We start from the raw sequence: 20,867 nt of genomic DNA, 5'->3' as shown, positions 1-20,867 counted from the left end.
GCTTCAGGCGTTCACGAGCGACGCGGCCATGCGCTCGGCCGTCGCCAGCGCGGCGGAAGTCATGATGTCGAGATTGCCCGCGTAGGCCGGCAGATAGTGCGCAGCGCCTTCCACTTCGATGAAGATCGAGGTCTTGAGTCCGCTGAAACGGCCGAGGCCGGGAATGTGCAACGGCGCATCGGCGGGAATGTCGTCGAACTGCACGGATTGCTTCAGCCGATAGCCGGGCACGTAGCCCTGCACCGCCGCCACCATCTGTTCGACCGACGCTTCGATCCGCGCGCGGTCCGCCGCTTCGGAGAGCACATAGACCGTGTCGCGCATCATGAGCGGCGGCTCGGCGGGATTCAGCACGATGATCGCCTTGCCTCTCACCGCGCCGCCGACCGCTTCGATCGCCTTCGACGTGGTCTCCGTGAACTCGTCGATGTTGGCGCGCGTGCCCGGTCCCGCCGACTTGCTGCTGATCGACGCGACGATCTCCGCGTAATGCACCTTCGCGACACGCGATACCGCTGCGATCATCGGGATCGTCGCCTGTCCGCCGCACGTCACCATGTTCACGTTCGGCGCATCGAGATGCGCGTCGAGGTTCACCACCGGCACGCAGTACGGCCCGATCGCCGCGGGAGTCAGATCGATCACGCGGATGCCGGGCTTGAGCGCACGCAGGGACGCGTCGTTCTTCACATGCGCGCCGGCGGAGGTCGCATCGAACACGAAGTCGATCTCGTCGAACACGGGCAGGCGCGTGAGGCCTTCCACGCCTTCATGCGTCGTCGCCACGCCGAGCTTCGCGGCGCGCGCGAGGCCGTCCGATGCCGGGTCGATGCCGACCATCGCCGCGACTTCGAGATGCCGGCTGCGGCGCATGATCTTGATCATCAGGTCCGTGCCAATATTGCCGGACCCGATGATCGCGGCTTTGCATTTGGGGTTGTCTGTTGCCATGTGGATGTCTCCGTCTGTCATTCGCTGAAAGTTGCGCGCACGCTGCCGAGCCCTTCGATATCCGCCGTAAAGGTGCCGGCCGCTTTCACCGCGACCATCGGGCCGAGCGCGCCCGTCAGCACGATGTCGCCCGCGCGCAGCGGCGTGCCGAGCTGAACCATGCGGTCCGCGAGCCACGCGGCCGCGTTGAGCGGATTGCCGAGGCATGCCGCGCCATTGCCGCGCGACAGAACTTCGCCGTCCTGCGTGAGCGTCATCGCGCAGGCGGTGAGGTCGATGTCGCGCAGCAGAACCGGGCGGCTGCCGAGCACGAACAGCGCGCTCGACGCGTTGTCCGCGACCGTGTCGAAGAAGCGAATGTCCCAATCGCGGATGCGGCTGTCGACGACCTCGATCGCGGCCACCGCATACGCGGTCGCGCCGATCAGATCCGCGAAGGTGTGTTTTTCCGCGGTCAGATCGCGTTCGAGCACGAGCGCGATTTCCGCTTCGACCTTCGGCTGGATCAGCGAGGCGAGCCGCATCGGCTGGCTGTCGCCGTACGCCATCGACGTGAACAGCGCGCCGAAGTCCGGCTGATCGACGCCGAGCTGCTTCTGTACCGCGGGCGACGTCAGTCCGATCTTCCTGCCGACGATGCGCTCGCCGTTCGCCGCGCGCACGTCGTTGTTGATCTGCTGGATCGCGTAGGCGAGCGTCGCGTCGCCTTCGGGACACGTCTCTCGCAAGGGCGCGATCGTCTGGCGCGAGGACTGCGCTTGACGCAGGCGCGCGGCCATCGACTGGATGCTGTCGTCATTCGACATGGTTCTATCTCCGGGAAAGGGTTCGTTCGTGCGCGTGCATCGCGCCGAAGCCCGCGATCCATTCGGGAATCGCGCGGTAGTAATCGATCGATGCCGCATAAGGGCCGCTCGCCGCGAGCGCACCGAACGCCGCGACCCATGTGCGGATCTCGTGCGCGGACTTGCCCGCATCGCGCGTGATCGCCTCGTTCGTGAGGCCATCGGCGGCGGCGAGCTCGCCGCGTTCGAGCAGTTCGAGAAACGCGCGGTCCCACGCCGGGTTGAGCGGATGCAGGCGGCTGTCGCCCGCCGCAAACGCTTTTGCCGCCGCGACGGTGCGTGACTGTCGCGCATCGCGCGATTCCGGCGACGGGTTGCGTCCCGCGATCAGCCGTTCGGCGACGACATCGTCCGCACTCGCGATTTCCGGCACCGGCGGCTCATGCGAAATGCCGCCCGAGCCGATGAGCAGCACGCGCCGGTTCATGCGCGCGACGGCCCGGCCGATCGCCTCGCCGAGCAATCTCGCGCGGCGGCACGACGCCATCGGCGGCGCGACCGAGTTCATGAAGACGGGCACCACCGGATAGCGGCCGATGCCGCCCGTGAGCACGTCGAGCGCCTGTGCGCAGCCGTGATCGACCTGCATGCGATACGACACGGCGACATCGATATCGCTCGCGAGCGCGGCATCGGCGAGCGCGAGCGCCACATCCCGCTCGACCGGCAACGGACCCGCCGCGCTGTTGAAATCGCCGATGGCCGTCGCGCTCACGCCGATGCAGAACTGCGGCATCACGTCGTAGAAGAAGCCGTTGTAGTGGTCCGGCGCGAACACGATCACCAGCTCCGGATCGAACGCCTCGACGCGCTCACGCGCCGCGCGCTGAATGCACTCCACTTCCGCGACGACTTCCGGCGCGGGATCGAAATAGCCGTGCAACGGCGTGTGCGACATGCATTCGAGATGGATTGGCATGTCAGGCTCCCACCATGTCGGCGGCGTGCGCGTACGTCGCGTCGTTCGTCGTGGCCGCGTCGGATGTCATGGCAAGCGCCAGCTTGTGCCCTAGTTGCACAACGCAATCCGATACGCATTGCGGCGAGCACATGCCGGCGACGAAGCGGTCCGGGCGCAGCAGCACGACCGATTCCGGCACGCGCGCGAACCATTCGCGCAGGCGTGAGCCGACATCGCCGATGGCGATCACGTCTTCGGGCACGTCGTCGTGGAACGCGAGCTGCGGATCGGGCTTCGCGATCACGAAGCATCCGCCGAGCGCGCGCCAGATGCGGCGCGCTTCGGGCGTCAGGCCGAAGGTCGGGTCCGTGCCCCAGCCGACGATCGCGAAGCGGTTGCCGATCGCGTCGTCGAGCCGGACGATGCCGCCATCCGCGACACGCACGCGCGGCTGGATGAACATGCGGCCCACGGGGGTGCCCGCCTGTGCATCGCGGCCATGAACCACGCGCCCGATCAGCGATTCGCGCTTCTCGCTCATCAGGCCGACGAGGCGTCCGAACGCGCCGTGCCCGCGCTTTGCGATCATTCGTGCGAGCAGGCCGTCGCGCCGCTCGCGCCGCGTCGACAGCACGACGCCCTCTTCGTAGCGCGGCATCGGCTTGAAGCGCATCTCGACGAAATAGCGCTTCATCGATGGCAGCACGTCGAAGCTGCGCACGAACGCGTCGCGCACTTTCGATCCGAAGTAGCTCGTCGGCGCGAAGATGTCGCCGGCGACTTCGGAGAGGTGGATCATCGAGCGCGCGTGGGCGCGCCGTTCCATCGTGTAGGTATCGAGCAGCGCATCCTGCGCCGTGCCTTTCACGACCATCGCGAGCTTCCAGCCGAGATTGCTCGCGTCGCGAATGCCGCTGTTATAGCCCTGCCCCTGCCACACCGGCATGATGTGCGCGGCATCGCCCGCGAGCAGGACGCGCTTCACGCGGAACGTGCTCGCGAGCCGCGCGTTGTGCGTATAGACGCGCTGCCGGATGTAGTCGACCTTGTCCGGATCGGCGACCACGCCGCGCACCAGCGCCGCCATGTTCTCCGGCTGCGAGAGCTCTTCCTCCGTCTCGCCGGGCATCACCATGAATTCGAAGCGCCGGATGCCGTGCGGCAGCGCCGCCGACACGTAAGGACGCTGCGCATCGCAATGCAGATAGACATGCGGCGAGCCGATCGGGTCGTTGCGCACGTCGATCACGATCCATTGATTCGGCTTCGTGCGGCCTTCGAACGGCACGTCGAGCGTGCGGCGCACGAAGCTGTTGCCGCCGTCCGCGCCGACCATGTACGCGGCGCGGATCGTCGTCTTCGCACCGTGCGCGTCGCTCGCCTCGATCGTCACGCCGCGCTCGTCCTGTGCGACGCCGTCGACGCCGTGACCGAGCAGCGTGTGCACATGCGGAAAGCGCGCTAGACCGCGATACAGGATCTGATCGGCGAGCGGCTGAATGAACGCATTGCGGCGCGGCCAGCCGAACTCGTCGGTGCGCGGCTCGATCGACGCGAAGCACTTGCCCTTGAGCGTGAAACGCATCCAGTGATTCGGCGTGGTGTGCGGCAGAAGTTCGTCGACGAGGCCGACCGATTGGAAGACGCGCAACGCTTCGTCGTCGAGGCCGATGGCGCGCGGATAGTCGATGATCTGCGCGAGCTTCTCGATTACGACGACGCGCACGCCCTGCAGGCCGAGGATATTCGCGATCATCAGCCCGACCGGGCCCGCGCCGATGATGGCGACATCGGCATCGATCGAACGATGTGTCGTTTCGTGAGGATGAGCGCGGCCGTTGCCGGCCGCCGTTTCTAAGGCGGGGCGCATGCTTGTCTCCTGAATGGGCTTGTCCGATGTGCTGAACGAACGGTGCCTGCCTCTTGCATGGCGCCTGCTCGTTCAAATTGTGAGTGCAGTCTATGGGCGGCAGGAAACGCCCTCAACAAATTCTCTGAAATGTGCATAGAATGCACACTATTGAATTCAAAGGGATTTTATGGCGTGACGACCTACACGAACGTACGCGGACTGGCGCGCGGCCTTCAGGTGCTGCGGGCGTTGAACGCGATGGAAGGCGGACGCGCGACGAGCCAGCAGATTGCCGATCTGACCGGCCTGCATCGCACGACGGTGCGCCGTCTGCTCGAAACGCTGATGGAGGAAGGGTTCGTTCGCCGCAGCACGTCGGACGACAGCTTTCGCCTGACGCTCGCCGTGCGCTCGCTGAGCGAGGGCTTCACCGATACCGAGCGCATCGCGACCGTCGCGCCGCCGATCATGGGGCAGCTTTTGCAGCGCGTCGCGTGGCCTTCCGATCTCACCACGCCCGACGGCGACGCGATGATCATCCGCGAGACGACGCATCGCTTCAGCCAGTTGTCGTTTCATCGCGCAATGGTCGGGCGGCGTCTGCCGATCCTGCTGACGGCGGCGGGCCGCGCCTACTTCGCGATGTGCCCTGACGAGGAGCGCGAAGACATTCTCGAATTACTACGCTCCGGCGCGGGCGGCGAAGAGCAGCAGGCACTCGCGAAGAACGATGCGCTCGTGCGCAAGCTGATCCGGCGCGTGCGCGAGGATGGTTTCGGATCGAATCACGGAGACTGGACCGCGCAGGCGAAGATCGGTGCGGTCGCGGTCGCGATCAGCGCGGACGAGCGCGTGCTCGCGAGCCTCAATGTCGTCTTCCTGTCGCGTGCGGTGAGCCTCGCTGATGCTATTCGCCGCTATGTACCCGAGTTGCAAAAAGCGGCGATAGAAATTGCCGCAGCATTGAAGCAAGAACCAGCAACTCATCCCCATCCATCGGTGTAAGCGAATCCACAGCAGCCATCGATGTGTTTTCGTCAAGACCCGTTCGGTGGCTCCGGGGATAGAGGTCACCCCGACGACGGGAATAAGTGGATACCTAATGGTTGCAACTGCCGACTGGAATCCGACGTAGTCGGCCGTGTACGCCACCCCTTGTCTGACGTTCGATCCTCGACCGTCTGAATGTCTTGAACCGGAATCGAACGGTCACGCGATTGACCGTGCGCCGACCGCAGCGGACCGCTGAGATTGGCCGACAGCCGAAGATTGCGCGCCAAGCGTCGTCGAAGCAAAGCAACCGGCATCCTGTAGATTCTGGATGCACGTGCTAGAGCACATACCAGCCGCTAAGCGGTCGACAATGGAGCTATTGCAGCAACAACGCGACGAGTTCAATTGGTCGAAGCTACCAATTTGGCTTCTACCGCACGGCAGCGTGAGCAACGTCAGTCGAATCGTACGCCTTGCGTACCGAACTCACCGACAGGCACCTGAAAACTGAATGTCGCGCCCGTCCCCGCATTATTCTCGGTGGACAGCGAACCGCCATGCGCAACGACGATCGACTGGCTGACCGAAGCCCGATCCCCATTCCGTCCGGTTTGGTCGAGAAAAACGAGCTGAACATCTGGTCCGCGACGCTGCCATCGAATCCCGCGCCCTATCCTCGACGGACAATCGCACCGCATCCGATACGAGCCTCGTGGAAATGCATATTCTTCGCGGGCCGTTGGCCATCGGCCTGATCGCAACGCTTTCCCTGGAACGCCACGAAGTCCATTGCCGCGCGCTTGATCCCGCGCGTTAAGACGACTAGCCGTTCAGCACTCCTTCGGCCTCCGCTAATAGCGTGGCCCGAATGAAAACAACGGGGATCTTGAGACAATACTCCTCGTTGTCAGTCGAGTTTGGCCCGACTTTTGCCGCCCGCTTCCAACTCATCCGAGACCAAAAGAATACCGGCCCATAGGACTCTCGGGCCCCTCTGCCGTTGCGCGCTACTACCGACGTACGACGCTCTGCATAAGCAATCAACATGAATGTATTGTGAGCGACTCGCGCAAACTGGCTGTCACAATCAAAGCAAGCACCCATGATGCGCTAGGTACGCCGCTAGCTGAACGAATGCATAGCGCTGCGCCCGAGAACCCAAACCAAATTTTCCTTTGTATGCGCGCACTGCATTACTGATCATTCGTGCAATAGATCGGTCCACGCGTCGCGTGCGTTCGTTGCGCGTCATCGTTCGAGCCGCTTATCGGCTATGGATCGAATCGGTCAAAAGAAGATGAAGCAAATCGTGCCTGTCTCGAACTCCAAACATTCGCGGTGGGTTTCGACTGATTTGCGAAGACCTCCGCACATAAACTCGAAAATGGCTGTTAGCATAAACATGCCCCCCTCCGGTTCGGCGTGGTGACGGTGCGCCAGCGGACCGGCGCGCCAACTTCAATCGATACGCCAGGCTCAGGCGGCTGGCTTATGCGTGCGGGCGTCCGACACATCGCTCTTGGCCGACACGAGGACCGCCTCGGCGATCGCCTCTCGATTGCTCGTTTCGATGAAGCTGCGCCGCATCGGGCTCAACACCATCTTTGACGCCAGCGCAGTGATCACGCTCACGGCCGCGCATACGATGAAGACCGTCGACCAGCTTCCGGTGGATTCCTTGATCAGGCTGCCGAGAGGCACCAGCAGCGCCGCCACGCCCTTGGTGGTGTACAGCGCTCCGGCATTCGCCGTCACGTGCTTGCTGCCGAACGTATCACCGACCAGCGCTGAAGATATCGCGTAGATCTCGCCCCAGAACAGGAAGATCAGCGGCGCGAAGATCAGAAAGCCCAGCGGCGTCTGGCCGAACTGGATCAGACCGATCAGGGCCGCGCCCTCACCGAGGAACACGATGAACATTGTGTTCTCGCGCCCGAAGCGATCCGAGATGAAGCCACATAGCGGCCGCGTGAGCCCATTGACGAGATTGTCGATCGACAAGGTGAGCGTGAGCAGGGGTATCACCGTGCCGAGGAGTGCGATCGGCGCCTTCGCGATGCCGAAATCCCGCGCAATCGGCCCGACCTGCGCCGTCGCGATCAGGCCGCCCGCGCAAATCGCCGTGAAGATGAGATACATGACCCAGAATACCGGCGTGCGCAGCATCTGCGCCGTCGTGAAGTTGTGCCGCGTCTCGATCAGTTTGCGGGGCGTCGTAGTCGGTCGCGCTCCGGGGGCTGGGCGCACCATGAAGAGCGAGAGGAACAGGATCGAACCGCCCAGCACGATCGCGAATGTCGAGAACGCGTTGTGATAGCCGTTCGCCTTGATCGCGTTGGCGATCGGAATCACCGTGAGCGCGGCGCCTACGCCAAATCCCGCCGCGGTCAGCCCCGACGCGAAGCCGCGCTTCTCCGGGAACCACTTGAGCGCATTGCCGACGCAAGTGCCATACACACAGCCCGCGCCGAGACCGGACACGACTGCCGCCGCATAGAGCATCGGCAGCGAATGAGCCCAGGCGTTCATCGTCCATGCGATAAAAATCAGCACGGCGCCGCCCGCCACTACGGGACGCGGGCCGAAGCGGTCTACCAGCATGCCTTCGACCGGCACGAGCCACGTCTCGACAATGATGAAGATCGAGAACGCGAGCTGAATGCTGGATTCGGGCCAGCCCATCGTCTCGTGCATCGGACGCACAAAGAGCGTCCAGCTGTATTGCAGATTGGCCACCAGACCCATGCATAGGATGCCGAGCAAAAGCTGCAACCAACGGGTTCGCGGATGAGCCATCGCAGGCTTGTCATGCTTCGCTTGTTTCATGTGTGTCTCCTGTCACAGTGATGGGCGAAGGGGCGAAGGGCAAGTCAGTACGCGACCGATTCGATCCAGCGCGCCGCGCCGCTGATGCTGCGGAAATCCGCGAACGAACGCGCCGGAATCTCGGGATGGCTCTGTTGAAGCATGCGCGACAGCGCAGCGCCGGGACCCAGTTCGAAGAATGCCGTCGCGCCGCGCTCGATTGCCGACTCCGTGCACAGATCCCAGCGGATCGTCTGGCGCAGCTGCGCGGCGAGGGATTGAATCGCGCGCGGCCAGCCGTGGATCGCGGACCCGTCGATGCCGGCGAGAACGGGAACATCGGGATCGCGTGCGCCGGACGCGCCGAGCACGGTTTCGAATGCGGACGCGGCGTCGCTCAGGGCGGCGGTATGCGAGACGATCGATACCGGAAGACGTCGCACGGTATGCGCGCCTTGCTGCGCCGCGCGCTCCGCGATCTCTTCGAGCACGCCGTGCGCTCCGCCGACGACGAAGTGATCGTCAGCGTTCGCGATGGCGATGGCCGCATCGCGTCCGTCGCACAACACCCGCACGTGCGCCTCGTTCAGGCCGCGCAGCGCAAGCATGCCACCGGTCGCGCGGGCGCACGCATCCATCAGCGCGGCGCGTCGTTGCGCGAGACGCAGCGTGTCGATGAAGCCAAGCGCGCCCGCGCAGCCATACGCGGCAAGCTCACCAATGCTGTAGCCAGCGAACGCGAGCGGCGTGTCGATACGCGACGAAAGCGCATGCCAGGCGCCGAGCGCCGCCGCGCACACGAGCGGCTGGGCGATGGCGTTGTCGAACAGGCGCTCGCCTGGCACGGTGGTTTCGAGCCGCAGCAGGTCGAGATCGACCAACTCGCTCGCTGCCTCGATGACCTCGCGGGCGAGCGGATCGGCGGTGAGCGTTGCAAACATCGCGGCATGTTGCGCGCCTTGGCCGGGACACAGGATGACGAGACCCATGACGTCAAAGCGCTTGCAATGCGTGGACGAAGAGCGTGGCGGAAAGCATGTCCGCCGCGCCGCCGGGACTGAGATTGCGCCGTACGAACGCCGCGTCGAGCGCGCGGACGCGCTGCCGCCAGTCCGGCGCGAGCGCGCCGCCCGCCGCGAGAAACGCGCGGCTTTCGCGTTGCACGAACTCGACCCCCGCGTGGCCGCCGCGATGAAACAGGTTGGTGTCGTCGAGCACGGCCATGACGGAGAAGAGGGTTTGCACGGCGGCACGCTCGCGCGTCAGGCCGCGTGCGAGTGCGTCTTCGAGCGTCGGCACGGCAGTTTCGCGCAGCACACGAAAGCCGAGCGCGGCGATCTCGCGCGCGCCTGCAATGCCGTATGCCCTGCTCGCACGCAAGCCGTGACTCGGGCGTGCGTCCATCCGGCTATCAATGATCGCGGCACCGTAGCGCTGGCTCACGGTCATGCACATCTCGTACGCATCGAGGCGACTCTTCCTCGCGTGCAGATGGCCGGCGGCAGCGGCAAGCAAACCGAGCGTGAAGATCGCGCCGCGATGTGTGTTGACGCCGCGTGTTGCACGCATCATCGCGTCTTCCGCCTCAATGCCTAGCCGCCGCAACCCGTCGAATGACGCGCCCTGCTCGCCCGCCCGCGCGATGCGCGGGAAGTAATGCCGCAAGGCGAACAGGCTGCGCACGAACAGCGCCGCGTTCATATCCCGATGACTGCCGTTGCTGGAACGCGTGACGAGGCCCGGCTTCGGATCGAGCATCACTTCGGCGTGCAGCGCGCCGATGGCCGCACGCGCCACGGCGCACGCGTAATCGTCCGTGGAATATCCGGGCGTCGGCCGTGCGAGATCGGACGTCAGACTCATGCGAGCTGCTCCGTTATACGCGCGGCGATGTCCGCGGCCAGCATGCGGCCGCCCCGCGCGCGCCCGGTCTCGCTGCGCGTGTCTTCGTTCGATGCTGTCATGAGCGCTTGCTCCAGCGCCATGCTCAGATCGCCCTCCCATACGCCTTCGACGATGCCGAGTTTGTAAAAGCTCGGTACGCCCGGCGCAAACACCGCGGAACTCGCGCACAACGCCTCCAGGCGGTCGAGCGGAATTTGCGTGATGCGGCTCATCGCGGGCAGGTTCATCACATGGATATGCGCATCCGGTAGTGCATACGTGCGATCCGCGATCATGCCAGCCGCGAGAAAGCCGCCCGACACCGCCTGATCGTAGACGAGGCTCAACACACGATGCCCGCGCGTGCGCGCGACCTCCAGACACTTCGCCAGATGTGCAAGACAGCCGTTGTTGCCGAGCAGCTCGTCACGCCGCGAAAGTCGCTGGCCGGCGTTGTCGACGAGCAGCAGGATCGGCGTGCCCGGCTGCTCCCGCACGACGCGCAGCACATGCGATGCGAGCGCAAGCGCCGTATCGACGCCGATCGCTGCATGATCCACGGTGCCGATCAACGCCACTTCGCCGCGCGCATGCGTACCCGTGCCGGCGATCACGCCCGCCTCGACAATCGTGAGATGGCCCGCCGGAAAAAGACCGTCGAGCAGATCAGAGAGCGTCATCTGCGTGTTCCTCGCGTGTGCAAGCCGCTGCTTGAAGAAATGCCTCAGTGTCGAGCGCAGTGATGCGCGCCGCGTTGTCGATGCCCATCGCGGTCCAGATATCGAGCGCGTCCTCGCAGGCGCCGAAGCGCGCGAGACGCTGTTCGATCCGCGCGTGCTCGGCCAGCACCGCATCGAGATCGAGCGGCACCGGACGGTTCAGATACGTCGCGGCGGCTTCGCGGAAGGCACCGAGATCGTCGTCGACGTAACGATCGATCTCGCCCAGCAGATAACGGTGCTTGCCGCCCATCGTCCGCCACACGAGCGCGCGATCCTTCGCGTCGAATTCTTCGACACCCCGCGCCGTCTCGATCACTTCAGGTCCCGACACGGACAGCCGCGCCGCTTCGCTCATCACGATGGCGTCGCAGCATCGCGCGACGATACCCATGCCGCCATAGCAGCCGTTGCCGCCGCCGATCAGCACGATCACCGGCACGCCCGCATGACGCGCATCGAACACGGCACGCTGAATCTCGGAGATCGCGACGAGCCCGGCGTTCGCTTCGTGCAGCCGCACGCCGCCGGTTTCCAGCATCAGCAGCACGGCGGCGGGCCGCTCCTTCACCGCGCGCCTGAGCAGGCCGGTGAGCTTCGCGCCGTGGATCTCGCCGACTGCGCCGCCCATGAAACGCCCTTCCTGCGCCGCGACGAACACACGCTCGCCGGCCAGACTTCCGGCGCCGATCACCACGCCGTCGTCGAACGCGACGGGCGTGTCGAGCGCCGCGAGATGCGGGCTCGTCAGACGCTCGCGCGGATCGAGCCATTCGGTGAAACTGCCCGCATCGCATAAACCGCGGGCGCGTTCGCGCGCGCTCGCCTCCTGATAGCTGCGCTGACTCGGTGTCATTTCTCTGGGCTGCATGCCATCATGAATATTCATCTGGATTCCTCATCGAGTGACTGCGCAGCCTGCGCAAGACGAAGACTCACGATCGCCGGCGTCGCGCCGCTGTCGTTGACGGTCACGCGTGTGTCGGCGAGCGGCCGGTTCGTGACGAAGCGCTGCATCACCGCGCGCCAGGTCGTCTCGAAGCCGTGAATCGACGTGTTGATAGCGACCTCGCAACGGCCGTCGAGCGCCTTCCGCTCGATGAGTATTTCGAGGTCGCCCGAAGCCACCACGCCAGCGATCGCGTATATGCCGCGATCACTCGACGCGAGTCCGTCGAACGAAAAACCGAGTTGCTCCATTGCCCGATGCTCCTGTATGTTTTTGACTCTCGCGATGAACAACGCATGTGCCGCTGTTACCAGTTGCGAAATCGTTTCGGCGGATCGTAAAGCCCACCCGACCACCGCACCAGGTCCTTGATCGAGCGCGCGGCGAGCAGATCGCGTGTCGCGTGCAGCGGATTGATGCCCATGTCCTCCGGGCGGCGGATCGCGCCGCGCGCGCGTAGTGTTTCGACCATGCGTTCATCACGCGCGAGACCCGCCGCCGTGAAACCGCTCACACCGCGAATCGCCTGCTCACGCTCGGCTTCGTCACGGCACAGCAGCAGGTTCGCGATACCTTCCTCAGTCACGATGTGCGTGACGTCGTCGCCATAGACCATGACCGGCGGCAGGGCGAGATCGAACTTGTGCATCAGGTCCCACGCGTCGAGCCGTTCGACGAATGTCGGCTGCATCTTTTCGCCGAAGGTTTCCACCATCTGTACGACGAGCTTGCGCCCGCGAGGCATGGCGTGCGCCGAGGAAGACGACGCCTCGCGTCCCGCCTTGAGCCAGGCATCGCTCGTATGGCGGCGCGCGCGCGAATCGCAGCCGAAGTTGGGCGCCCCGCCGAAGCCGGTCATGCGGCTTTTCGTGGCGGTCGAACTGTTGCCTTGCATGTCGACCTGCAACGTGGAACCGATGAACAGGTCCGAGTAATGTCCGGCGAGCTGGCAGAACACGCGATTCGAGCGCAGGCTGCCATCCGGCCCGGTAAAGAAGATATCGGGGCGCGCCGCGACATACGCTTCCATGCCAAGCTCCGAGCCCGCGGAATGGATCGACTGCACGAAGCCCGATTCGATCGCCGGAATCAGCGTCGGACACGGATTCACCGACATATGCGTGCAGATTTTTCCGCGCAGGCCGAGGTTTTCCGCATAGGTCGGCAACAGCAATTCGATGGCCGCGGTATCGAAGCCGATGCCGTGATTCAGGCGCGTCACGCCGTACTCGGCGTAGATGCCCTTGATGACCATCATCGCCATCAGAATCTGAATCTCGGTGATCGCGGCGGGATCGCGCGTGAAGATCGGCTCGATGTAATGCGGCTTCGGCGCGCGCACGACGAAGTTCACCCAGTCCGCGGGCACATCGACGCGGGGCACGCGCTCGACCAGTTCGTTCACCTGTGCAATCACGATGCCGTTCTTGAATGCGGTCGCCTCGACGACAGCCGGCGTGTCTTCGGTGTTCGGCCCGGTGTAGAGATTGCCGTCGCGGTCCGCGCTCTGCGCGGCGATGAAGCACACGCGTGGCGTGAGATCGCAGAAATAGCGGCCGTACAGTTCGAGATACGTGTGAATCGCGCCGACCTTCACCTTGTCCGCATCGATGAGCTGTGCCATACGCACGCCTTGCGGCCCCGAGTACGAAAAGTCGAGCTTGCGCGCGATGCCTTTCTCGAAGATATCCAGATGCTGCGGCAGCGCGATGTTCGACTGCACGATATGCAGATCGTGCACGGCCTGCGGATTCACTTTCGCGAGCGCCGCCGACAAAAAATCCGCGTGCTTTTGATTATTCCCTTCGATGCACACGCGATCACCCGGCTCCAGCACCGCTTCGAGCAGCGAGGTCATCTTCTGCGCATCGACGAGCTTGCCCTGCGTCACGTGCGTCGCTCGCGCAAGCCGCGTGGCCTTGCTCTGTGCGAGTGCATCCCATTGAACCTGTGCATCACGCTTCATGAAGTCTCCATGGTGGCATTCACTGCTATGGCCAAGTTGCCCGCAACTGCTCTGCAACTTATATGTTACTGATATTTATCACAGCTCAAGCGTAGTTTAGCGACGCGCTGCGGGCAAAGCATGTTTACCCTATGAAAGCAGCGTTATCAGCGAAACGAGGGAATGGCGGGGTGCGCTTCTTCGATGGCGCGACGCGCAAAGCGTTCGGCGCTGTCGAGCAGGCGATCGCTCGCGCGCGCGGCGGCGTCGGCGTCGCCGCTGGCCATCGCGAGCGCGAGGGCCGCGTGCAGGCTGGCGGATTCGGCGAGGATCTCGGCATCGCGCGAACGCTGGAACCAGAAGCGGCGTGACGGGCCTTGCATCAGGCGCATCGCATCGATGACGAAGTCGTTCGCGCAACTGGCGAGACACAACTCGTTGAAGGATTTGTCGGCATGCACGAAAGCGAGCGTGTCCGCATTGCGCGCGGCCACCTCGAAGCGCGAGGCAAGTTCGCGCAGCGTCTCTTTCTGCACCGCAGTACTCTCGCGTGCGACCAGACGCGCGAGCAGGCGCTCCACTTCGCGCCGCGTTTCGAGCAGGCGCAGTTGCGCATGTGCATCGATGGGGCGCACGACGATGCCACGCTTGGGCAGCACCACGAGCAGGTTTTCACGCACGAGACGGCGCACGGCTTCGCGCGTCGGCATTCGGCTCATCCCGATCAGCTCGCTCAACTGCGCCTCGGTGACGGATGCGCCCGGCGCGATCTGTTGCGTGACGATGGCTTCCTCGAGCAACCGATAGGCGCGCAAGGTCAGCGACGCAGTCGAGCCGCCGCCGCGATGGGCATCGGGAAGCGTCCGGACGGGGCGCGGCGGCGTCATCGCGGAAAGATCAAATCTCGACCAGCGTCGCGCGCGTGAACTCCTCGATGTTGTCGAGAAGCGCATCGAGCGTCCGGCCCGCGCGATCCACGTCGCCTTCGGCGATGGCTTTCGCCACCGCGCCGTGCAGCCGCGCCATTTCCGGCAGATCGGCCGCCTGCTTGTAATGAACGTACCAGAAGCGGCGCGCGAGACCGTGCATGAGACGCATGGACGCCTCCGCGAATTCGTTGCGGGCCGCGATCAGGCATAGCTCGTTGAACTCGCGATCGAGCCGCACGAAGGTCACATCGTCGTTGGTTTTGGACGCCTCGGCGAATTCGGCCGCGAGCTGCGCGAACACTTCCCGCTCCTGGGGCGTGGCGCTGCGCGCGGCGCTGCGGCAGATCAGGCGCTCCACTTCGCGGCGCGTCTTCAAAAGCTTCAACTGCTTCTTTACATCGATCTCGGGCACGAGCAGACCGCGCTGCGGGAGGATCAGAATCAGATGCTCGCGCGCGAGACGCTGAATGGCCTCGCGGATCGGCGTGCGGCCGATGCCGGTCATCTCGCTCAGCGACAGCTCGGACACGGTCGCGCCCGGCGCGATCTGCAAGGTGACGATCGCCTCCTCGATCTGCGCGTAGGCCTGTTCGGTGAGACTCTCCCGCTGCACCGGCTGCTTCACGCCGCCGCGCGACGCGCGAGCGGGTGTAGACGATTTCGCGCGCGTGGTCTTCGGTTGCGCAGCAGTCTTGCGGGCAGCAATGCGTTCGGCCATGGATAAACCTGCGGAGTCGTTCATCGGATATACCCATTGTATAGCAGTTGCATCTGTCGACACGGCGAGAAACGCGTCACACGGAGACCTCTTCCAGCGCCCTGCCGCGCGTCTCGACGCCGAGCGTCAGCACCGCGAGCGCCGCGACGAGAAAGGACGCCGCGCCGAGCGTGAACACGCCGCCCTGTCCCATCGCTGGCAGCACGATTCCGGCGATCGACGGCCCGAGCAGCGAACCCAGCCGCCCGATCGCGGATGCGAATCCGGAGCCGGTCGCCCGGGCGCGCGTCGGGTACAACTCGGGAGTGTAGGCGTAGAGCACGGACCACATGCCGAAGAAGAAGAACTGCATGCAGGCGCCGGTGGCGATCAGGTGCGCGACCGGCGCGTGCGAACCCGCCGCCTGTCCGTAGAGATATGCGAAAGCCGCGCTGCCGATCAGCGTCAGCACGCAGGAAGGCTTGCGTCCCCAGGCCTCGATCAGCCACGCGAACGTCATGAAGCCCGGAATTCCCGCGAGCGAAATGAGCACGGTGTAGAACACCGATTTGGTGACTTCGTAGCCCGCGCTTTGCAGGAGCGCGCCGAGCCACGTCGTCAGACCGTAGTAGCCGAGCAGCGCGAAGAACCACAGCGTCCAGATCATGAACGTGCGACGCGCATAGCCGCCCGTCCACAATTGCGCGATGCTCGCCTTGCCCGCCGCGCGATGCGAAGGCGGCGCCACGTTCGTCACCGGCGCGACGGCGGGCAGTTCCGCGCCACCGAGCGCGGCTTTCACGTGCGCTTCGATACGCGCGACGACCGCGTCCGCATCGACGATACGGCCCGCGCTTTCCAGCCAGCGCGGCGATTCCGGCACCGCGCGCCGCACCACGAACACGAACACGGCCGGCACCGAGAGCGCGATGAAAATGCCGCGCCAGCCGATCACCGGCAACAGAAAATACGTGGCGATACCCGCGACGATGAAGCCGATCGGAAAGAAGCCTTCGAGCATCGCGACATAGCGACCGCGATTTTTCGCCGGCACGATCTCGGAGACGATCGATTGCCCGATGGGAAACTCCATGCCCATGCCGAAGCCGAGCAACACGCGAAACACCATCAGCCACGTCACGTCCTGCGCAAAGCCGCACAGCAGACTGCCGATGCCCCAGAAGATCATGCTCACCTGAAACACCGGCTTGCGACCGTAGCGGTCGGCGAGCACGCCCGCGATCGCCGCGCCCGCCAGCATGCCGAGAAAACTCGAACTGCCGAGCAGGCCCGCTTGCGCCGCGCTCAGATGAAACTCCGTTTTGATCGATCCGAGCACGAACGTCATGATGCCGAGATCGATCGAATCGAACAGCCACGCTGTGGCGATCACGGCGAAAATGGAGCGTTGATAGCGCGTGAGCGGCAGGCGCTCGAGGCGCGCGGCGACGCCGTGCCGTATCGCGACGGCATCGGGTGAAAGCATTTCCATGTGTCTCTCTCCATGTTTCGCGAGGCGGCTCTTTGGCGGACCTTTTTTTCGCGGGGTGATTGGCGGTCTTGCGGTTGTGCGGCGTTCCTCGAAGCGATGAATGGGGCAGGAATCAGATTGCCGTCATGACGCTGCGCTCTTCTTCCGTCAGGTCGGGGCCGTCGAGCGTGACGCGCGACTGATCGCGGCGGAACTTCGCGATCACCGGGCGCAGTTCTTCCTTCACGTGTTCTTCGCTATAGCCGTTGAACAGCGTGCCAAGGAAGCCGCGCCGCAGGTCGCTGCTGCCGAGAACCCAGTCGGCGATGGGAAAGGTGAGGTTCATGTTGTACTTCATCATGATCCCCATGTTGTGATGCGCGGTGTGGTGACGGCGAATCGTGTTGATGAACGGCATGTTGCGCACGAACCAGTTGTCATGCACGTGGCAGCAGTAATGAAAGGTCTCGTAAAGCAGATACTGCGCGACCATCGTCAGAAAAACGATATAGCCCGCGTTCGGATTCAGGACAGCCGATGCGATCGCGCCGAGCACGGTGCCGAATACGCCGAGCGTGATCAGCACGCGCCACGGAAAGAACACGATGCGAAATTCGCGCGTCGTATCGATGGTCGGCTCGGCATCGGTGAAGTACTGATGATGCTCGCGCGTGTGGCGTTCGTAGATGGCGCGCAGCGCGAATACGTCGATGCGCCGGTGCATCACGAAGCGGTGCATCGCCCATTCCACGAAGTTGCCGCCGAGGAACACGGGAATCACGAGCAGCCATTCCCATGTCGCGGCGTGCAAGTGAGTCGCGCAATACCAGATCGCCGCGATGCCCGCGCAATACAGCACCGCGATGTGCAGCAGGCCGTTGTACAGCGGGTTGATGTTCGATTTGTAGTTTTCGCGAAATTGTCGCTGCCGTTCGGTCATCATGATGCGTCTCCTGAATATCCAGATCACACAACTAACATATTAGTTGCACGTCAATGCAAGTCAAGCGCGGTGTCGCGTTCGACGGAGGGGGTTTTCCCGAGGTCGCCGAAAAACGCGCGGCGCACGATGTCGGCGTAGACCGCGGCGACGTCGGTAACGGGAAAGGCCTGGGCGAGGCGCTTGACGGCGAGCGCGTCGCGAGTGAGCGCATCGAGCGCGGCTTCCTGGATGCCGAGCGCGCGCAGATCCACAGGAATGCCGACACTCGCGATCAGCTCGCGCAGGCGCAGGCACAACCGGTCGATGGCGAGACCGGCGTCGCCTGCGGTGTCGATGCCGAAATCGGCCGCGATATCGAGCAGTTCGGCGCGGCGCGTTTGCCGCAAGCCGCCTACGGCGTAAGGCAGCATCACGGCGTTGGTCGTGCCGTGCGAGCGATGCGTCGCGCCCGCCACCGCATAGGCAATGCCGTGCACCGCGTTCAGTCCCGCGCTTCCGTACGAAAGCGCCGCGTAAAAGCTCGCCTGACACATCGCGGCGCGCGCGGTTTCGTCGGAACCGTCGTCGTAACAGCGCTTTAGATAGCGCGCGCACAGGCGAATGGATTCGCGCGCGAACAGCATCGTCAGCGACGAGCGGCCGCTATAGCCTGGATCGGGATGATTCGCGCGGTCGAACGCGGCGGAGTCGATCGTGAGATACGACTCGATTGCATGCGTGAGCGCGTCGATGCCCGCGTCGGCGGTCACGGGCGGCGGGCAGGTCATCGTCAGTTCGTAGTCGATCAGCGCGATCTGCGGACGCAAGGCGTTGTCCATCACGGCGACCTTGGTCGCGTTCTCCGGATCGACCAGGATTGCGCCCGGCGTCGCCTCGGAGCCAGTGCCGGCGGTCGTAGGCATGGCGATGAGCGGAAGCGCGGCGAGCGGCCCGCGCGCGCCGACGAAATGCTTGACGGGCGTGCCGTCGCGCAAGGTGACGGCGAGCGCCTTCGCCAGATCGATGTTGCTGCCGCCGCCCAGCGCAATGACGTGATCGGGTGCGTGGCCTTTGAGCGCATCGCGCACCGCGCGCGTCGCTTCATCGCAAAGCGTGGTGGTCGGATCGGGCGCGCCGCCGTCGAATACGTGGGTGGCGACGCCAAGCGCGCGGGCCGCATCGACATATTCACGCACCCAGGACGTGTGGGTCGTGAAGAAGGTATCGGTGACGAGCACGCCGCGCGTATAGCCGAGATGCGCGATGAGCGCAGGCAAACGGGCGCGCGCGCCCTTCTCCATGATGAGGCGCGCGGGTGCGCAAAAGTGGATGAGGTCTTCGGTTCGCAACGGTCGACTCCTTGAAGAAATCAGTCAGAGAGGAAGCGCCGCACGGCGGTGGCGACTTCGGCAGTGTGAGTGGTGGGAATGCCGTGGCCCGCGCCCGCGATGATGTCGAGCCGTGCGCGCGGCAAGCCTTCGCGCAGCCAGTGCGCGTGTTCGAGGGGGCATTCGTCGTCGGCGGCGCCGTGCACGATGAGCGCGGGGATATCGACGCTGGCCAGCACGCCGCGCTGATCCGTGTCGCGGATGCCCTGCCATGTCCAGGCCACGGCGTCGCGGTCGGCGGCATCGGCGAGATTCAAACGCGCCTCGCGAGCGGCGATTTCGTCGGCGAGCGCCGCGCCTTCACGTGCGCGGAACCATTGCAAGGCGCACAACGCGGGCGAGCCGGACATCAGAATCAGTTTCTTCGGACGATGCGAGAGCTGCGGCAACGCCGCTAGAGACACTGTCACGCCCATGCTCCAGCCCGCGAGGCAGTAAGGCTCGCCTCGCGTGGCTGCGTCGATGACGTGCGCGAGGTCGGCGGCGAAGGCTCTGAGTCCGTAATCCGCCGCCTGCGATCCGCGCGCCGCCGCGCCCCGGCCACGCAGATTCGGCAGCACGAAGGTGGCTTGGCCGCGCATGGTTTCGGCGAGCGGCCGCCAGACGGCGCGGGTGCCCTGAATGCCATGAACCGCGACGATCCGGGTCGGGCCGTCCCCCTGCGTGAGGATATCCATTGCGCGCCTCCGTATGCAACTGATATGTTAGTTACATGGTAAGCGCATCGAATGAACAGAGTCAAGCGAGTGTGATGACTTTGCTATCTAGGTAGGGAAGATGCTGAGCACTCTGCCGGCCGGGCGGTCACGCCCTCTCGGAGTGTGCATTTTTGGACGAAAGTGACAGGCAGTTTCGGCGACCCTTGCATTTAGCCTAGACGCCTGGACCGTGTTCTGGGTAGAGCGATGCCAAACGATATTGCCGCAAGAAAATGGCGGCCCGCGCCCGCTGGGGAGACAGGCCGGACGAAGGCGCGCCGCGCTGGCCATCGACGACGCCGAGCGCGCGCTCGAGTTGCGACATGGCTGCCTCTCTCCAGACCTTGATGTCTTTCGATTCCACAGCGCATGAGATAGCCCGGAAGGACTTCCTTCTCGAGAAGTGCTATGTTGTCTGTCGTTAGCATGCCGAACCAATCGTGCGAGATGAGAACCTGGGACGCCGCTGCTGCGTCTTGTTCAATCTGAGCCCAAATGTCGGTCGGCTTCTCCGTTCGGGCGGCCCGCCGCCTCCCATCAAAAGGACGCACGCACCCGTAGCGCTTCTTCGTTGTCCATGCCCGTGTGCTCCGGTCGAATCGTCATACGTGGTCGCAACTGTTCAGTCGCGAAAGCGCGTAATCCGAGCCTGCATGGCGTGTAATTTGGGTCCTGTGCGTATGTGCTTATTCGTTCTGATGTACCTCAGCGCGGTCGCGAGTAGCGGCTGCGGGATCTTTCGCACGTTCGCAACCGGCATTGGACGCAAATTGTCCAAAGAAACGGATGATCTCGTCGGTCGCGTTGGGACCGCGTGCGTCCGTATGAGAGCCTTGCGGCCGTCCTCCTGACCATGCATGACCCAATCCATGCACGCTCCAATGCTCGACGACCGGCACGTCATCGCGATTGTTGAAA

The 20,867-nt window shown here is 64.4% G+C and carries 19 protein-coding genes and 1 pseudogene; 1 reads left to right on the top strand and 19 read right to left on the bottom strand.

The window, feature by feature from the left end; translation table 11 throughout:
• Window positions 1-3: 3 nt before the first annotated feature.
• Genes AWB80_RS05120 through AWB80_RS05105 form a run of 4 tightly spaced genes read right to left on the bottom strand, consistent with a single transcriptional unit; the run spans window position 4 to window position 4,567 of the window.
• Window positions 4-951, bottom strand: a complete 948-nt coding sequence (locus AWB80_RS05120) for an acetaldehyde dehydrogenase (acetylating) (RefSeq protein WP_061173589.1) — start codon at window positions 949-951, stop codon at window positions 4-6.
• Window positions 952-968: 17 nt separating this feature from the next.
• A complete protein-coding gene (mhpD, locus tag AWB80_RS05115; protein WP_061173588.1) occupies window positions 969-1,757 on the bottom strand; it encodes a 2-keto-4-pentenoate hydratase in 789 nt (262 codons plus the stop codon).
• Window positions 1,758-1,761: 4 nt separating this feature from the next.
• On the bottom strand, window positions 1,762-2,715 hold the full coding sequence (locus tag AWB80_RS05110; RefSeq protein ID WP_061173587.1) for a 3-carboxyethylcatechol 2,3-dioxygenase: 954 nt from the start codon (window positions 2,713-2,715) through the stop codon (window positions 1,762-1,764).
• Window position 2,716: 1 nt separating this feature from the next.
• Window positions 2,717-4,567 carry a bifunctional 3-(3-hydroxy-phenyl)propionate/3-hydroxycinnamic acid hydroxylase gene (locus AWB80_RS05105; RefSeq protein ID WP_061173586.1) on the bottom strand — a complete coding sequence of 617 codons (1,851 nt, stop codon included), beginning with the start codon at window positions 4,565-4,567 and terminating at the stop codon, window positions 2,717-2,719.
• 174 nt (window positions 4,568-4,741) lie between these two features.
• On the opposite strand from AWB80_RS05105, the gene AWB80_RS05100 reads away from it, so the two are divergent.
• Window positions 4,742-5,554, top strand: coding sequence for a DNA-binding transcriptional regulator (locus AWB80_RS05100; protein ID WP_061173585.1), 813 nt, complete (start codon window positions 4,742-4,744; stop codon window positions 5,552-5,554).
• 1,464 nt (window positions 5,555-7,018) lie between these two features.
• Here AWB80_RS05100 and oxlT read toward each other — a convergent pair.
• The 15 genes and pseudogenes from oxlT to AWB80_RS44785 all read right to left on the bottom strand — a co-directional run.
• Window positions 7,019-8,368, bottom strand: coding sequence for an oxalate/formate MFS antiporter (gene oxlT, locus AWB80_RS05095; RefSeq protein WP_087131000.1), 1,350 nt, complete (start codon window positions 8,366-8,368; stop codon window positions 7,019-7,021).
• A gap of 44 nt (window positions 8,369-8,412) precedes the next feature.
• The gene (locus AWB80_RS05090) at window positions 8,413-9,336 is read right to left on the bottom strand and encodes an ACP S-malonyltransferase (RefSeq protein WP_061173584.1); all 924 of its coding nucleotides are present in this window, start codon (window positions 9,334-9,336) and stop codon (window positions 8,413-8,415) included.
• Window positions 9,337-9,340: 4 nt separating this feature from the next.
• On the bottom strand, window positions 9,341-10,210 hold the full coding sequence (gene mdcB / locus AWB80_RS05085; protein ID WP_061173583.1) for a triphosphoribosyl-dephospho-CoA synthase MdcB: 870 nt from the start codon (window positions 10,208-10,210) through the stop codon (window positions 9,341-9,343).
• The gene (mdcE, locus tag AWB80_RS05080) at window positions 10,207-10,911 is read right to left on the bottom strand and encodes a biotin-independent malonate decarboxylase subunit gamma (RefSeq protein WP_061173582.1); all 705 of its coding nucleotides are present in this window, start codon (window positions 10,909-10,911) and stop codon (window positions 10,207-10,209) included. The genes mdcB and mdcE overlap by 4 nt, the downstream gene beginning before the upstream one ends.
• Window positions 10,898-11,839 (bottom strand): biotin-independent malonate decarboxylase subunit beta, encoded by a 942-nt coding sequence (locus AWB80_RS05075; RefSeq protein ID WP_244206405.1) that lies wholly within the window; start codon window positions 11,837-11,839, stop codon window positions 10,898-10,900. Before AWB80_RS05075 ends, mdcE begins: the two co-directional genes overlap by 14 nt.
• On the bottom strand, window positions 11,836-12,150 hold the full coding sequence (mdcC, locus tag AWB80_RS05070) for a malonate decarboxylase acyl carrier protein (protein ID WP_061173580.1): 315 nt from the start codon (window positions 12,148-12,150) through the stop codon (window positions 11,836-11,838). Before mdcC ends, AWB80_RS05075 begins: the two co-directional genes overlap by 4 nt.
• 56 nt (window positions 12,151-12,206) lie before the next feature.
• Window positions 12,207-13,865, bottom strand: coding sequence for a malonate decarboxylase subunit alpha (gene mdcA, locus AWB80_RS05065; RefSeq protein WP_061173579.1), 1,659 nt, complete (start codon window positions 13,863-13,865; stop codon window positions 12,207-12,209).
• A gap of 146 nt (window positions 13,866-14,011) precedes the next feature.
• Complete coding sequence (locus AWB80_RS05060; RefSeq protein WP_061173578.1) at window positions 14,012-14,731, bottom strand: GntR family transcriptional regulator; 720 nt, start codon at window positions 14,729-14,731, stop codon at window positions 14,012-14,014.
• A 10-nt stretch (window positions 14,732-14,741) separates the two neighbouring features.
• Entirely contained in the window at window positions 14,742-15,491 is a 750-nt protein-coding gene (locus tag AWB80_RS05055) for a GntR family transcriptional regulator (RefSeq protein WP_087130997.1), read from the bottom strand.
• A 76-nt stretch (window positions 15,492-15,567) separates the two neighbouring features.
• Entirely contained in the window at window positions 15,568-16,962 is a 1,395-nt protein-coding gene (locus AWB80_RS05050; protein ID WP_061173577.1) for an MFS transporter, read from the bottom strand.
• A 112-nt stretch (window positions 16,963-17,074) separates the two neighbouring features.
• Window positions 17,075-17,884, bottom strand: coding sequence for a sterol desaturase family protein (locus tag AWB80_RS05045; protein WP_061173576.1), 810 nt, complete (start codon window positions 17,882-17,884; stop codon window positions 17,075-17,077).
• Window positions 17,885-17,934: 50 nt separating this feature from the next.
• A complete protein-coding gene (locus AWB80_RS05040; protein WP_061173575.1) occupies window positions 17,935-19,212 on the bottom strand; it encodes an iron-containing alcohol dehydrogenase in 1,278 nt (425 codons plus the stop codon).
• A gap of 20 nt (window positions 19,213-19,232) precedes the next feature.
• Window positions 19,233-19,928 (bottom strand): alpha/beta fold hydrolase, encoded by a 696-nt coding sequence (locus AWB80_RS05035; protein WP_061173574.1) that lies wholly within the window; start codon window positions 19,926-19,928, stop codon window positions 19,233-19,235.
• 196 nt (window positions 19,929-20,124) lie between these two features.
• Complete coding sequence (locus AWB80_RS43855; RefSeq protein ID WP_160147407.1) at window positions 20,125-20,274, bottom strand: hypothetical protein; 150 nt, start codon at window positions 20,272-20,274, stop codon at window positions 20,125-20,127.
• A 361-nt stretch (window positions 20,275-20,635) separates the two neighbouring features.
• Window positions 20,636-20,867: pseudogene (locus AWB80_RS44785) on the bottom strand (hypothetical protein); the annotation flags it as partial.

Origin of the sequence: Caballeronia pedi, assembly GCF_001544915.2 — a bacterium.
Lineage (GTDB): Bacteria > Pseudomonadota > Gammaproteobacteria > Burkholderiales > Burkholderiaceae > Caballeronia > Caballeronia pedi.
The sequence above is the reverse complement of the archived record's forward strand: the minus strand, read 5'-3'. Positions and strand labels throughout refer to the sequence as shown.